The sequence below is a fragment of the Steroidobacter agaridevorans genome, assembly GCF_009932555.1.
GTDB lineage: Bacteria > Pseudomonadota > Gammaproteobacteria > Steroidobacterales > Steroidobacteraceae > Steroidobacter > Steroidobacter agaridevorans.
This window is the reverse complement of the sequence record NZ_BLJO01000003.1, coordinates 349,343-363,200: the sequence shown is the minus strand read 5'-3', so window position 1 is coordinate 363,200 and position 13,858 is coordinate 349,343. Positions and strand designations below refer to the sequence as shown.

Here is a 13,858-nt window from a genome sequence, read left to right as displayed (position 1 = left end):
ACAGAGTCGCCCTGATCGCCCTTAAAAGAACCCATTCACCTGCGCAAAGTAGATTTTCCGATTCTGCAGATCGTTCTGGGGAATACCGTCATAGATGCGCGCCCCGACTCTCAGTTGCATGAACTGGAACGGCACATACTCCCAAACCAGGCTGTAGCGATTCTGCTCGTCTTCGTCGACGTCGGTGTCGGGCTCGAACACCTCCGCGGTCAGTTTCAGATTCTGACCTTTGCCGACCAGCCAGTTCGCCTCGATCAATCCTACCCATTGCTTGCGCTCGACCGGTCCCAGGGTTTCGTCCGTCAGATAGTCCGCTTCGGCCAGCCACGCAATCGGCCCGGTGCGGACGCCGGCGAACACGCCTTGCATTTGCCGATCGCCCGCGTCCGTGTGATTGTTATTGAAGCCCGCGCCAAAGCGCCAGACGTTCTGGATATGCTCAGCCCGCAAGCTCACCTGCTTGCCTTGGTCGGGCTCAGGCCCGCTCGCCGTGCCGTTGGAAACAGCGAGCTGCGCAGACCATTGGGCTGACTCATAGCCGACCTGCACGCCGCGATCCGGCGTCGCGAAGTTGATGCCGGTCACCTGGCGGATGTACGCATCGTCATCCTCGAGCCGCCAGCCATATGGCAGATAGAACTGCCCCGCCTGAACATTCCATCGTTGATCTTTCGTCGTGTAACGCGCGAACGCCTCCAGATTCTGGCTACCGCCCGGCGCGATGCGCTGGTCGATATAAACGGCCAGTCGGTCCGGAACTGCGCTGATCGCGAGATACGCTCGCATTTCTTCGAGCTCGAATTCGGACGTGGCAGCGGCATCGGGCACATCGGTGTACGTCGCGTTCGCGCGCAGATTTCCGCCGAGCGCGACGAAAGAATTCAGCACACCTGTCCACGCATCGGTTCCCGTGCCTTCAATGCGGCGCGCCGGCAATGCGCTCTGTGCCCAACCGTTGCCAAAGGCGTTGCGCATACCGCCGCCGGCCGGATTGAAATGACAGCTGGCGCATTTCAGTCCCTCGCGAACGGCGAAATACGGCTCGGCCTGAGCGATATGAAGACTGGAGACGAGGACGAGCGCCACCAGCGCGCAAATGTTCCGTAGTACGGTGGCCGACCTCATTGAGTCATCTCCACGGTGAAGCGCAACACGAAGTCCCCGCCCGGCGCGCCGTCACCATCGCCGTCGATGGGGCGCGCTTGCAGATCGGCCATTGCGACCGGATCGGTGCCGCTGATACGCAGTTCATATGAGTCCGCACTGAGTGGCGCGAGACGCGGAGTGATTGCGAGAACGGAGGGCCGATCGGACCGAACCGTCGCATCGACGGGCACTGCACGTTCGTTGCCCGAGTCGAAGGTTCCGTCACCGCCGCTGGCGCGCAGCTCGATCACGCTCGATTGCAGCAGCGTTGCATCGAGCTCGACGTTAGATGCGACGACCACGTCCCGCACCGGCCCCGGCACGATCTCATCGCGCGCCGGCGATACCGCCGTCAACTCCACGAGCTCGAAGCGCGACTTCCCACTGCCGCCCGCTCCAGTGCCAGTGTTGTTCGACGCACCGTCCGTGATCCATTGGCGAATGACTGCGATCGTCTCTGCAGGCAGCGCCGGTTGATTGAGCGGCATGCGCGCACCGACGGCCGCCGTGCCCTCCAGCTTCTGGATGAGATAACTGGCATCGGGATTGCTCGGTTGCACGCGTTGCAGCGATGGCACCTCGACGCTCGGCGCATTCACGAGCAACGCGTATGACGCGCCCTCATCGAGCCGCAAGCCCAATGGCGCAGCGGCGCCGGCATGACATCCCGTGCAAACGGGCGTGAACACATTGTCCTGGATGGATTGGAAGTTCGGCTGCAGGGTGCCGCTGCTCTCGCCTTCCGGCCGACCGTTCTCATCGAGGCCACTACCGTCGCCAGCGCAGGCAGCGAGCGCACACGACGTGCACAGCGCCAGGAGCTTCGCCTTCCTCATGCTCTCACCCAGACTTGTTGTTCGTGGCATGAGTGCCTGCGAACGCCGGGCAGGTTCATCGATGCGCGTTGAACTTTCCCAACAACGCGCAGTACTCATGCATGTAACCCTGGCAGAGACGCTCGTGGGGAAGATAAACATGCGCATGCACAGAGCAATCCGAGCTTCGCTCGCAATGACGATGATTGCAGTGAGCGGCTGCGGTGGCGGCGGCGGCTATGGAGGCGGCTCGAGTCAGGCCCAACAGGCCGCTGCACCTACAGCCTCGATCACTGCCCCGAGCGGCGCATCGGTCAACAGAACGGTGCAGCTGACCGCCACGGCTACTGCGGGAGCGGGCGTCAATCGCGTCGAGTTCCTCGTCGACGGCACCGTCATCGCGACCGACACCACCGCGCCCTATGAGGCCAGCTGGGATACTTCGACCATCGCCGATGGCTCGCATCAACTGACAGCACGCACGATCGACAGCGCAAATGTTTCTGCGACATCGACGCCAGTCACCGTCACGGTGTTGAACTCCCCCACGATCGACGTCGCCGTGAGCGCGGCCGAAGTCTTTCCGAGAACCAACTCCGGCGCGACAGGCGCAGGACAACTCACATTCAATCTGGTGACAGGCGCGGTGACCGGTGGCGTCACGCTCACGGGCATCACAGCGACGCTCGCACATATTCATCAGGGAATCGCCGGCACCAATGGCCCGGTGATCGTCGACTTCGTGCAGAGCGGCACCGATCCGAATCGCTGGGATGTAGTGGCGGGCGGTACGTTGACCACAGACCAGGTGAACGCGCTGCTCGCCGGTCAGTTGTATGTAAACGTGCACACCGCCGCCTTCCCCGGCGGTGAGATTCGCGGACAGGTTCGCCCGCAAGGAATCGTCGTTGCCGTCGCAGGAATGGATGGCAGCAGCGTGGTGCCAGCAGTGACGACTACAGCGACTGGTTTCGCCGCGATGACCGTCGACGAAGCCGCGAACACCGCGACCGTGCATATGCAAACGACGGGGGTGGACGATGCAACGGAAGCTCACGTGCACAACGCGCCCGCCGGCGAGAATGCTACGGCGCCGCTGTTCTCGTTGATGAAGGACCCCGCGGCGCCCACGCATTGGTTACTGGAGGGGCAAAGCGTTACCCAGGCCGATCGAGATGCGCTGGCGGCAGACCTGCTGTACGTCGATGTGCATACACCCGCGGCGCTCGCAGGGGCTTTGCGCGGTCAGTTGTCAGTGAACGCAGCGGCGCCCCCGCCACCACCGGCCGCGACCGTGACACTGACGCAGCTCCAAAGCACGATCTTCACGCCGATCTGTTCTGGATGTCACACCGGCGGCGGCAGCTCGCTGCCCTCCTCGATGAACCTGTCCGATGCCGCCGCATCGTTCGCGGCGCTTGTAGGTGTCGCAAGTACAGAACAACCGTCGGTGCTGCGAGTGAGCGCCGGCAATCCCGACGCGAGTTATCTGGTCCACAAGATCGAAGGCGCCGCCGGCATCACGGGCGGCCGCATGCCGCTGGGCGGTGCACCGCTCGATCCGGCGTTGATCGCCAACGTCAGAACGTGGATCAGCGAAGGCGCCCAAAACAATTGATGAGCAACGATCGATCGCCATCGGGCGAGGACATTTGACAGTACTCATCGGGCCGTCGATGCGCGTATGCTGCCGCTACCGGGAATGCTCTCGGATTCGCAGCGCGCCAACGGCCCGACATGAGCACGTTCATCGCCAACGATGCCTCGCCGATTGCTCGGCCCGCCATTGTTTCAGGGATTGTTTCAGGGGTCGCGTGTGCGTTTGGCTGCATCGCTCCGCTCCACGCAGCGCACGCCGAGATCAAATGGGCAGGCTCGCTGGCCGTGACCAGCGACTACATTCAACAAGGGTTGTCACAAACGCAGGGGGAGCCGGCACTGCAAGGCGGATTGCGTGCGCAGATCGACGAGCGCTGGACAGTCGGCGCCTGGGCCTCCGCGATCGATCGGTATCATGGGCAAGGCGCGAGCACCGAGATCGACCTCTATGCGGCGCGCGCGTGGCGGCTCAGTCCGGACTGGGTCACATCGGTGACGGCCACGCACTATTTCTATCCGGACGACTCGCCGTATGTGAGCTACGACTACGATGAAGTCGCCGCGTCGGTGGGGTTTCGATCCATGCTGTTTGCAACGGTCGCCTGGTCGCCGAACTACGGCGATGTCAGTTACGAGGGTTACGCGGATGACCGCTCGGCGCTGTCCTATGAGTTGAGCGCCAATCAGCCGCTGTTCGCCGGTTGGTCCGGCAATGTCGGCGTCGGTTACCGCGATCTGAGCGACCTGTTCGATGAGCAATACTGGTATGGCCACGCAGGGCTGATGCATGCGACGGACCGGTTCACCATCCACCTCACCTATACGTATGTGGACCGCACGGCGCGTGAGCTGTTCGGCCACGAGCGGGCGGCGATTACCTGGTTGGGCACCGTGATCTGGAGATTCGGCCCGCTGCATTGAACCGTCCGGCCTGCCTCGGGAACTTACCTGCGTGATGACGCGCACTCATAACGAATCGGGCCCGAGACTGGCGGTGGCGAAACCGTCCACGCTCAGCAATAACGAAGCGGAGCTCGCGCTGATTCGTCGCGTGAGTCTGCGCGACCGCGCCGCGCTACGGGAGCTCTACCTGCTGTATCACCGGCGCCTGTCGCGCTTCCTGATGCGCCTGACACAACGGCAGGACGTCGCCGAGGAAGTGATCAACGACACCTTGCTGGTGGTATGGAACAGCGCCGATCGATTTCGCGGCGACTCCCGTGTTTCCACCTGGATCGTCGGCATCGCGTACCGGCGCGCACTGAAAAGCATCCGGCGACGACGTTCGTTCGAGTTGCTCGAACTGGAAGCGACCGATTCGCTGGTCGGCGTCGATGGCTTGCAGGCCTGCGAGACCCAGGAGTGGATCGAAGAGGCGTTGGAGGAACTGCCCATCGAGCAGCGCATGTGCCTGGAGCTGGCTTATGTGCTCGGCCACTCCTGCGAAGAAATTTCCGTAATCACCAGCTGTCCGGTCAACACCGTCAAGACACGGCTGTATCACGCTCGCCGCAAGCTGAGCACGCTGCTGCCGCGCCTGGCCGGTAATCCACCGAACACTCCTCCGAACAATAACCAGAGCCCGTGAGAATTCGCATGCACCCCCGAATGCACGCCGACCATGAGCACTGCTGGGAGTTGATTCCCTGGATCGTGAACGGCCGGGCCACGGACGCCGAACAGCGCGCGGTGCTGACCCATGCGGAAACGTGCACCGAATGCCGGGACGAACTACAGCGGCATCGCACTCTTCTCAGTCACATGCGCGGCAGCGACGATGTGATCCCGGCGCCGAACGCATCGTTGCAGAAACTGCTGGCGCAGATCGATGAGCAGCCCACGGCCGAGCCGGTCGAGTCTCGCCGGCTCAGGCGGCCTTGGCTGATCGCGGCGCTGTGGCTGCAGTGGGTTGCCATCGCCGCGCTCGCCAGTGCGTTGTTTACTACAGTGCGACAGCCGGAATACAAAACGCTCTCCACGCCGACGCCGGAAATTTCCGATCCCCGAGCAGCGGTGCGCGTGGTGTTCGCTCCGGAGGCTTCGTTGAGCCAGGTCAACGAGCTGTTGCGACGGGTCGAAGGAAACATCGTTGCCGGGCCCAGCGAAGCTGGCGTCTATACGCTGTCGGCGCCGGCCGGCAAGGACGTGCAACGAATCATCCTGACATTGCGCGCCCACCCGGAAGTTCTGTTTGCCGAACCGAGTCAGCTCGCCGCTGGATCCCGCCAATGAAACGCCTGGCCGCACTGCTCGCGATGCTGGTCTTCGCCGGCTGCATGCAGGTCGCGCGCGAGACGACGGATGAGGAGTTGATTCGCACTCATCCCGAACGGTTCGTGGTCATCACGTTACACAACACCGACACGATGCCATCCGCTCGCGCCGGCTCGTCACCGCGGGATTACGGCTCGACCATGCCCTATGCAATCGCGCCGACCACGCGGGCGACCGCTCGCGAGCTCGCCACTCATTATCGTATGAAGCCGGTGCGCGAGTGGCCCATCGCGCAACTGAGCGTTCATTGCATCGTCTATGAAATGAATGCCGGCGAATCGCAGTCCGATCTGCTCCGGCGGCTGCGCAGCGATGCGCGGGTCGAATCGGCGCAGCCGTTGAACTCGTTCACCACGATGGGCCAGGCCGAAAACGGGCCATACAACGATCCCTACGCCGGGCTCCAAGGCAGTCTCGCGGCGATGGGCGTGCCGCAGGCACATGCCTGGTCGCGAGGCAAAGGCGTGAACATCGCGGTGATCGACACAGGCGTGGATGCCTCCCACGCCGACTTTGCGGGCAGTCATGTCTCTGTCAGCAATTTCACAGGACAACGGCTGCGTCCCGCCGCCCACGGGACGGCAGTGACCGGCATCATCGCCGCGACCGGTGGCAATCGTCTTGGCATCGTCGGGGTCGCGCCGGAAGCGGACGTCCATGTATTGGCTGCGTGCTGGTCGGCAGCGGCCAATCCCTCGCAAGCGGTCTGCGACAGCTTCACGCTGGCCATCGCTTTGGCGAACGCCATCGAGCTGAAAGCAAACATCGTGAACCTGAGTCTCGGCGGACCCAGCGATCCCCTGTTGCGCCGGCTGGTCGAACACGGCCTCGCGCGCAATATGATTTTTGTCGCCGCCCTGCCCGGCACCGGCGCGGCGAGCGGCTTCCCGTCGGAAATTCCTGGCGTGGTGGTCGTCGATGCGGTGGGCCATGCGCATACTGCCCGCGACGTCCTGCTCGCCCCGGGCACGGATGTGCTCACCCTGGCGCCGCCCAATGGTTATGACTTTGTCTCGGGCAGCTCGATGGCGGCAGCCAATGTCTCGGGCGGCATCGCCTTATTACTGTCACATCGGTTGAAGGCCAACGAGGTCCGCGAAATCCTGGCACAGACCGCCCCGACCGGCGACAGCATCAACCTCTGTGTCGCCCTCGCCGGCCGCCAGGCCCACGAGCGCTGCCTGCCCACGGTATCCCGCGCCTCCCGTTCAGATTAGTTCGAACAAACAACGGATTTTGCCCCTCCCGTACACGGCAGGGGGCCAGGGGGTGGGTTCTTCGGCTGCCGGGCTGTTTTTTTTCCGCCGCAGGCATACTCTATCCCTGCCTTCATGCAGGGGGGCACATGGTCGCGCTTGCTGGCCTACTAGAGACAAAGAACGCGCAACGCACGGTGGCGGCCGTTGCGTCGGGAGCGCTTCACCTCACGATTTTCATCGTCGCCTTCGTCCTGGGCGGCACCCAGGAAGGCATCGGCTCCAACGACCAGGCGTTTGCGCAACTGGTGCTGATCGAAGCGCCCGAGGTCGACCGCGCCGAGGGCGTCGAGCTGCGCCCCATCGAGCCGATGCAGGCATCCGTTCTGCCTGCCGAGATTTCCATGGACATGCCCGACCCGCCGCTGCCCGCCTCCGAGGCGGTGCGCAGCGAGCCGGAAGACCAGCAGATCACGCCGCCGCAAATCGAAGCGCCGCCGCTGCCGCCGGTAACGCCGCCAGTCGCGCAACCCGAAGTGACGTTCCTGGCCTCGATCCAGGAACAGACCTCGCTCCCGCAACGCCTCGCCGAGCTCGCCGAAGAGCTGCAAAACAAGCCCGAAACACCGTTGCAATGGGAGCAGGACGGCAAGCAGTACACCGCCAAGATGATCTGGGAGCGCGCCCGAGACGGGTCCGCGCTCGACCGGGTCGTCGCGGAGGTGAGCGCATCGGATCACGGCAAACTCATGTCGACGCGGATCATGCTCAAACGGCTCGCGTTCTCGCAGTTCACCCAGGTGGTGGATCGCTGGGATCCAATGGTCCAGCTGCACGATGACGTCATCGTCGGCCGGTTTCACAGCAATTCGCAGTTCAACGTGCTGCACGACTCGCGCGTCGGGCCGAAGTTTCTGGGCAAGGTCACGACCGCCGCGAAAAGTTTCGAAATGTCTGCCCGAGGCCGCGGGCGTCAATCGGACATATTCGCCGGTGGCGTCGAAACACGCACGAACCGCATCAACCTGCCGCAATCGCTGCAGCCTTTCGCCTGGGCGCCGTACGACCCCGAAGCCCGCATCCATCAGCTCACGGACGACACGCGCATCCGCTTCTTCGCCGATGGCAGCTATATGTGGCGCACGAGTAATGCGCCGGGCTCGGGTTACATGAACAAGCCCTCGGAGCATCCGGTGTACTTCGTCGGCAACGTGGGCTCGACGCTGTACGTGCAAGGCGTCGTCGCCGGCAACATGCTGGTCTACTCGCCGACCAAGATCGTGATCGAGGACGATCTGACTTATGCCAACGATCCGCGCCGCGACCCGAGCTCGCGCGACTATCTCGGGCTGGTGAGCGATCGCTACATCGAAGTCGCTTCGCCCGGCTCGACCGGTCCGGGCGACCTGACGATTCATGCGGCCATTTTTGCTGGCCGCCGCTTTGTCGTGCGCGACATCGATCATCCGCGCTCGGCAACATTGAAGGTTTTCGGGAGCCTGTCGGCGGGCAGCTTGTCAGCCAGCGAGCCGCGCTACGCGACCGAAATCGAGTACGACAGTCGCTTCGAGCAGCGACGGCCACCGGGCTTTCCGATGACCACCCGATACGAAGCCGAGCGCTGGAGCGGTGAATGGGTCGAGAAGTCGGAACGAATGGCCGACGACACGCTCTAAAGCGCAAGGCTAGGATTCGACCGGGCGAGCAACAACGACTCGGAGAATCATGACGATCTGGGGGAATTGGGGAGGCTGGCGCCGGATGGGTGTCGAGAGAAATATGGCCCCGCGTGTGCTTTGGTTCGCGCTTGTATCGCTGGCACCGTTCGCGTGCTTGGCGAACGATGTCGATGTGCCGCCCGCTCCGCCGCCACCGGTGGCCGCGAGCACCGAGGCAGCGAGCTCCGAAGATAGTGTCGAGGAAGTCGTCGTCGCCGCACCCGAGCCGCGTTACGTCGCGCCCACGCTCAGAGATCGCATCGGCCGCGTGTGGGCGCCGGTCTATATCAATGGCAAAGGGCCCTACAAACTGGTGCTCGACACGGGCGCCAACCGCACCGCCGTCATTCCCGCGCTCGCCAAAAAGATTGGCACCCCGGCCGGCACGAATGTGCTGAAGGTGCTCGGCGCGACCGGCTCCTCCATCGTGCCCGCCATCAAGGTCGACAGCATCGAAGTCGGCGACCTGTTTCTGGGCGATCGCCAGGTCGCGATCGTGCCCGACGTGTTCGGCGGCGCCGAAGGCGTGCTCGGCGCGGACGGCCTCAGCGACAAGCGCGTCCACATCGATTTCAAGAACGATCAGATTTCCATCCTGCGCTCGACCGGCCCGATGCGCGGCAACGGCTACACCCGCATTCCGGTGAAGCTGCGCTACGGCCACCTGCTGATGTTCGAAGTGAAGCTCGCCGGCGTCCGCACGCGTGCGATGCTCGACACCGGCGCACAAACCACGATCGGCAACCGAAGCCTGCACGAGGCGCTGGCGAAGAGAAAACGCAAAGGCGTGGAGAACACCATCATCGGCGTGACACTCGATGTCCAGAAAGGCGAGACGGTCCTCGCCCCCGCCGTCGAGCTCGGCGATCTCACTCTGCGCGGCATGCACGTGACGTTCGGCGACATGTACATCTTCGACGCCTGGAACATGACCGACACCCCCGCCCTGCTCATCGGCATGGACATCATCGGCCTGCTCGACGTGCTGATCATCGATTACAAACGACGCGAGCTGCATCTAAGAGCGCGCAGCTGAGTCACAACTACGGCAAGGCTGCGGACCGACGCCTGCAAGGAGAGCATCACGATGGTCAGAGTTCTGTCGACAGGTCTTTTGACGATCGCGATGATCTCTCTCGGAGCGCAGGCGTCCGATTGGGTCGCACCACGCACCGCCGACGGAAAACCCGACCTGCAGGGTAACTGGAGCAACGAAACCCAGACGCCTCTCGAGCGCATGGGCAAGCAAGGCCCCACGCTGACCGACGAGCAAGCGGCTGCGCTCGAGAACCGCGCCCAACTGGTGGAGGAGTTCCGCGACCGGCCCAGTGACCCGGACGCCCCGCCACCTTCGAAGGGCGGCGACGGCGCACTCTCTCCACCGGGTAACAAAACGTTTGTCGAGCAGATTGCCGAGGCAGCCGGTGGCGCTGTCGGCGGCTACAACGGCTTCTGGCTCGATCCGGGCAACAAGGTCATCCGTATCGACGGCGTCGCGCGCAGTTCCATCATCGTCGACCCACCCGACGGCCGTATTCCCGCATTGACCGCTGAAGGCAAACAGCGCGTGTCGGAACGCATGGCGCTGATGAGGAAGTTCGGCGAGTACGATCACCCCGAAGTCCGGCCGCTCTCCGACCGCTGCATCATTTCATTCGGGTCCAACGCCGGACCGCCGATGCTGCCGAACTATTTCTATAACAACAATTACACCATTGTGCAGACCCAGGACCACGTCATGATCATGACTGAAATGAATCATGACGCGCGTGTGATTCGCTTGCGGGCCACTGCGCACGCGCCCTCGCAGGTGCAGCCCTGGTTCGGAGATTCGATCGGCCATTGGGAAGGCGACACGCTCGTCGTCGAGACCACGAACATCCATCCGACCCAACTGGCGCAGACTTCGCCGTTGTGGCCCTATCGCGGAGCCTCAGAGAAACTGAAAGTGACCGAGCGTTTCACGCGAACGGGGCCGAATGTCTTGCTGTACAAATTCACGGTGGAAGATCCCTCGACCTTTACCGCGCCGTTCAGCGGTGAGCTGCCGTTCAACCGCATCGACGAGTTGATTCACGAATACGCCTGCCACGAGGGCAACTACGCGCTCCCCGGTATCCTGGCAGGCGCCCGCGCGGAGGAACAAGCGAAGGCGGAGAAGAAGCAGTAGCGCCATGTCGCACTGGCTTCCGCGTCTACGCTGGTAAATCTCGCGCTTCGGGAGTCGTGCGCTCTTCGGTGTCGAGCCCATCGTCGTCCGACGAGCGCGGCGGCGACATCATGCCCATGACACTGAGCAGAGCGGTGATCACGAAAAACACACTCAGCGCGAATGGCTCCCACCTCTGCAACTCCAGCAGCACCAGCGTGAAGTTGAGCGACACGAACGCGACGCAGGCGATGCAGGTGTAGACACTGGACTTCACTACCAGCCCGATCGTCCGCACCCGACCCGCGTGCGTCTCGAACGGATTGGGTTTCTTGCCGTAAAGCATCGCGTAAACCACAGCACCTTGCAGCACGTACACCAGCGTCATGCCGCCGATGCTGACGGGCCCGGCAAATCCCGGGAACGGGTCGCGCAAAATATAAATCACGAACGCGACGAACAGGAAATATCCCAAGATGGCCAGGCCGACGACCGACGGCGAGACGAAATCGAACAGCCCCCGGCGTTGCAGGACGGCCTTGCGCTTGCCCTCCAGCAACGCGGGCTTGTATACGTTGTTGAATCGGACCGCGAGCCAGGCAATGAGACCGATCGGCAACACCTGCACCAGAAAATACCCGCAGACCAGCGCTTCCACCGGACCGTCCTCCCAGTCGGGGCGCTGCATGTAATTGAACAGCCAGCCCAGCAGCAACACGCCGAGCACTGCGACGCCGATATTCATCGCGCGATAGCGCGTCAGAAACCGCTCTTGAACGCGGCCGACGTCGACACCCGGGTAAAGCTGCGCCAGCCTTTCGGCGGGGAGGCTCGCCGTCTGCCGTCGCGCGTATCTGGTGAACCAGGCCGGATACAGACCTGACATCGCCACTATCTGGATCACGAACATCGCAAAGAAGGCATAGGCTTCGATCATGACGGCACCTCACTTTGCCGGCGCTTGCCGGCCGATGGCGCCGGCGAAGGCATTGCGTATCTCCGAATCGGTCACGCCTGCCTCGCGCAACTCGGCGATCGTTTCGCCGAGCTTGCGCAGAGTCCATTCCTGCAGATTGAATTTGCAGTTTGCTTTGGCCTTGGGATGGACATAGGTGCCGCGGTAACCCTTGGCTTCGATGATCGAATCCCGCTCCAGCAGCTTGTAAGCCTTCGCCACGGTCTTGCTGTTGAGCTCGAGATCGTTGGCGAGCTGACGGATCGAAGGCAGCGCATCGCCCGGCTTCAAGACACCGGCCGTGACGGCAGCCTTGATCTGCTCGATCAGCTGCTCGAACTGGGGCACGGGGTTGTCGATGTCGATGGTGATTTCCATCGGCGCGCTCGCTCCTATGTACCACTCGATCCCATGGTACAAGTGGGCCACGTGATTGGCAAGCCCGACGAAATCGTCGCCGGTGCATTTGTTGACAATGATCTAAATAGTGGAGCAGCATGCCTTCGAGCTATAAGGCAGTGCTCACGAACGCCGTTGCCGTAAAGTCGCGGACGGATCCGAAGGAGAAGGTCATGGCCAGACTCGTTTTCTCCCCTGCGCGCACGATGCTTTCCTCGCTAGCCCTGATCGCCTGCACTGTTTGCGCCACGTCGCAGGCGCGTGCCGAAGCAGGCGATTACAGCGCCTTGCAAACAATCGTGAATCTGGTGTCCCCGCCGCCTGCCGACAACCCGGTCACGCCGGCGCAGATGCAAGGGCCATATCCGATGTTGCCGAATCCGTCCGGGTTCAATGACGGCTTCAGTCCCGGCGCCTACTATCAATGGCAGACAGTCAAACTCGCGCCCTCAACAGGCGCGGTGTGCGGCAACGGTTCGCAATACAAATTTTTCGTGAACCGGGTGCCCAACACTCGGAACACCATCATTTACATGGAAGGCGGCGGTGCGTGCTGGGACTACGCAAGTTGCACCGGTCAGACCGGCATCCGCGGCGCTCGCAATCCGAATGGCATTCCAGACGACTACATGAGCTTGCTCAGTCCGGCGAGCAGCCTGGTCAGTCCCTTCGTCGTGCGCGCGCATCCGTGGTCGTCGGTCAAAACTCAGAACTGGAACATGGTCTATGTTCCCTACTGCACCGGAGACGTCTATAGCGGCGACAGAGTCGCGGTGTACAGCGACCCCAGCGGACAGAACAGTCCGCTGGTGTTTCATCACAATGGCGCCCGCAATACCCGCGCCGTCCTCGCGTGGCTGAAGAATCGATTGCCTCGGCCGACGCAGATGCTGTCGACGGGCTGCAGTGCCGGCGGCATCGGCAGCCTCAACAGCTACGCTACTGTCCGGCGCGACCTGGCGCCGACCTACGGATATCTGATCAACGACTCCGGGCCGTCGTTCTCCGCGCCCGTCGGCGGCAATCCCACACAGTACCCGTCGGTGCCATTACATACTCAGATTCGCTCCGCTTGGGGATTGGATCAGGGGCCGATGCCGTATCTCGCCACGGTGCTGCCCGGCTTCAACAGCAACAATTTCGGCAGCATCTACGCGGCGCTGGCCGCGAAAGTGCCGAACGATCGCCTCGGCCACACGCATTTCTGGCAGGACCTGAATTATTCGTCGTACTCGTACGAGCGCTTCTTTCCAGAAATCGTCAACGCGCCGAGTCAGGCTGCGAAAGAGGCGCTGATCCACGCCAAGTGGGGCACGGATACAGAGCGCCTGAGACAGACGTTGCAGACGCTGTCCAACTTCGGCGGCTACTTCCCGCAATTCCGCGCGCTGAACGAAAGCCACTGCACGACCATCGTCGATTTTGAGAATGGCGACATTCAAGAACGCTCGCTGGAGCTGCGTAACTTCATCGACAGCGTGCTCGAAGGCAGCGGCGCCGTGCTGGACGCGTCCGAAGCCAGCGATCAAGCCGACCGCGCCAAGGCGCCCAATCTGCTTTATCAGCTGATCGAATCGCTGTTGTAGGCGCGTCGATGCGAGCTCGGC

13 protein-coding genes are annotated in these 13,858 nt (G+C 62.8%); 9 read left to right on the top strand and 4 right to left on the bottom strand.

The window, feature by feature from the left end:
• Positions 1–21: 21 nt before the first annotated feature.
• Both GYH35_RS12575 and GYH35_RS12570 read right to left on the bottom strand, forming a co-directional pair.
• On the bottom strand, positions 22–1,125 hold the full coding sequence (locus GYH35_RS12575) for a porin family protein (protein ID WP_161828574.1): 1,104 nt from the start codon (positions 1,123–1,125) through the stop codon (positions 22–24).
• Positions 1,122–1,982, bottom strand: coding sequence for a hypothetical protein (locus tag GYH35_RS12570; protein ID WP_161828573.1), 861 nt, complete (start codon positions 1,980–1,982; stop codon positions 1,122–1,124). Before GYH35_RS12570 ends, GYH35_RS12575 begins: the two co-directional genes overlap by 4 nt.
• A gap of 145 nt (positions 1,983–2,127) precedes the next feature.
• Here GYH35_RS12570 and GYH35_RS12565 point away from each other — a divergent pair, with 145 nt between their 5' ends.
• The 8 genes from GYH35_RS12565 (at position 2,128) to GYH35_RS12530 (ending at position 10,918) form a co-directional block, all read left to right on the top strand.
• Complete coding sequence (locus tag GYH35_RS12565) at positions 2,128–3,579, top strand: CHRD domain-containing protein (protein ID WP_161828572.1); 1,452 nt, start codon at positions 2,128–2,130, stop codon at positions 3,577–3,579.
• Positions 3,580–3,698: 119 nt separating this feature from the next.
• Positions 3,699–4,481, top strand: coding sequence for a TorF family putative porin (locus GYH35_RS12560; RefSeq protein ID WP_161812167.1), 783 nt, complete (start codon positions 3,699–3,701; stop codon positions 4,479–4,481).
• Between the two features lie 34 nt (positions 4,482–4,515).
• Complete coding sequence (locus GYH35_RS12555; RefSeq protein ID WP_161812166.1) at positions 4,516–5,148, top strand: RNA polymerase sigma factor; 633 nt, start codon at positions 4,516–4,518, stop codon at positions 5,146–5,148.
• 8 nt (positions 5,149–5,156) lie between these two features.
• Positions 5,157–5,792 (top strand): S8 family serine peptidase, encoded by a 636-nt coding sequence (locus tag GYH35_RS12550; RefSeq protein WP_161812165.1) that lies wholly within the window; start codon positions 5,157–5,159, stop codon positions 5,790–5,792.
• A complete protein-coding gene (locus GYH35_RS12545; protein ID WP_161812164.1) occupies positions 5,789–7,051 on the top strand; it encodes a S8 family peptidase in 1,263 nt (420 codons plus the stop codon). Before GYH35_RS12550 ends, GYH35_RS12545 begins: the two co-directional genes overlap by 4 nt.
• A 128-nt stretch (positions 7,052–7,179) precedes the next feature.
• The gene (locus tag GYH35_RS12540) at positions 7,180–8,706 is read left to right on the top strand and encodes a hypothetical protein (protein WP_161812163.1); all 1,527 of its coding nucleotides are present in this window, start codon (positions 7,180–7,182) and stop codon (positions 8,704–8,706) included.
• Positions 8,707–8,863: 157 nt separating this feature from the next.
• Positions 8,864–9,784 carry a retroviral-like aspartic protease family protein gene (locus GYH35_RS12535; protein WP_161828571.1) on the top strand — a complete coding sequence of 307 codons (921 nt, stop codon included), beginning with the start codon at positions 8,864–8,866 and terminating at the stop codon, positions 9,782–9,784.
• A 51-nt stretch (positions 9,785–9,835) separates the two neighbouring features.
• The gene (locus tag GYH35_RS12530) at positions 9,836–10,918 is read left to right on the top strand and encodes a hypothetical protein (RefSeq protein WP_161828570.1); all 1,083 of its coding nucleotides are present in this window, start codon (positions 9,836–9,838) and stop codon (positions 10,916–10,918) included.
• A 25-nt stretch (positions 10,919–10,943) separates the two neighbouring features.
• Here the strand turns inward: GYH35_RS12530 and GYH35_RS12525 are convergent, their stop codons facing one another.
• Both GYH35_RS12525 and GYH35_RS12520 read right to left on the bottom strand, forming a co-directional pair.
• Entirely contained in the window at positions 10,944–11,834 is an 891-nt protein-coding gene (locus tag GYH35_RS12525) for a hypothetical protein (RefSeq protein ID WP_161812160.1), read from the bottom strand.
• Positions 11,835–11,843: 9 nt separating this feature from the next.
• Positions 11,844–12,230, bottom strand: coding sequence for a GntR family transcriptional regulator (locus GYH35_RS12520; RefSeq protein WP_161812159.1), 387 nt, complete (start codon positions 12,228–12,230; stop codon positions 11,844–11,846).
• A gap of 227 nt (positions 12,231–12,457) precedes the next feature.
• On the opposite strand from GYH35_RS12520, the gene GYH35_RS12515 reads away from it, so the two are divergent.
• On the top strand, positions 12,458–13,837 hold the full coding sequence (locus GYH35_RS12515; protein ID WP_161828839.1) for a pectin acetylesterase-family hydrolase: 1,380 nt from the start codon (positions 12,458–12,460) through the stop codon (positions 13,835–13,837).
• The last annotated feature ends 21 nt before the right edge of the window (positions 13,838–13,858 follow it).

Bases quoted from the DNA above. Each gene is read 5' to 3' on its own strand.
- GYH35_RS12565 (WP_161828572.1), top strand. From the start codon at position 2,128: ATGCACAGAGCAATCCGAGCTTCGCTCGCAATGACGATGATTGCAGTG.
- GYH35_RS12555 (WP_161812166.1), top strand. From the start codon at position 4,516: ATGACGCGCACTCATAACGAATCGGGCCCGAGACTGGCGGTGGCGAAA.
- GYH35_RS12560 (WP_161812167.1), top strand. From the start codon at position 3,699: ATGAGCACGTTCATCGCCAACGATGCCTCGCCGATTGCTCGGCCCGCC.
- GYH35_RS12540 (WP_161812163.1), top strand. From the start codon at position 7,180: ATGGTCGCGCTTGCTGGCCTACTAGAGACAAAGAACGCGCAACGCACG.
- GYH35_RS12550 (WP_161812165.1), top strand. From the start codon at position 5,157: ATGCACCCCCGAATGCACGCCGACCATGAGCACTGCTGGGAGTTGATT.
- GYH35_RS12515 (WP_161828839.1), top strand. From the start codon at position 12,458: ATGCTTTCCTCGCTAGCCCTGATCGCCTGCACTGTTTGCGCCACGTCG.
- GYH35_RS12570 (WP_161828573.1), bottom strand. From the start codon at position 1,982: ATGAGGAAGGCGAAGCTCCTGGCGCTGTGCACGTCGTGTGCGCTCGCT.
- GYH35_RS12520 (WP_161812159.1), bottom strand. From the start codon at position 12,230: ATGGAAATCACCATCGACATCGACAACCCCGTGCCCCAGTTCGAGCAG.
- GYH35_RS12525 (WP_161812160.1), bottom strand. From the start codon at position 11,834: ATGATCGAAGCCTATGCCTTCTTTGCGATGTTCGTGATCCAGATAGTG.
- GYH35_RS12575 (WP_161828574.1), bottom strand. From the start codon at position 1,125: ATGAGGTCGGCCACCGTACTACGGAACATTTGCGCGCTGGTGGCGCTC.
- GYH35_RS12545 (WP_161812164.1), top strand. From the start codon at position 5,789: ATGAAACGCCTGGCCGCACTGCTCGCGATGCTGGTCTTCGCCGGCTGC.
- GYH35_RS12530 (WP_161828570.1), top strand. From the start codon at position 9,836: ATGGTCAGAGTTCTGTCGACAGGTCTTTTGACGATCGCGATGATCTCT.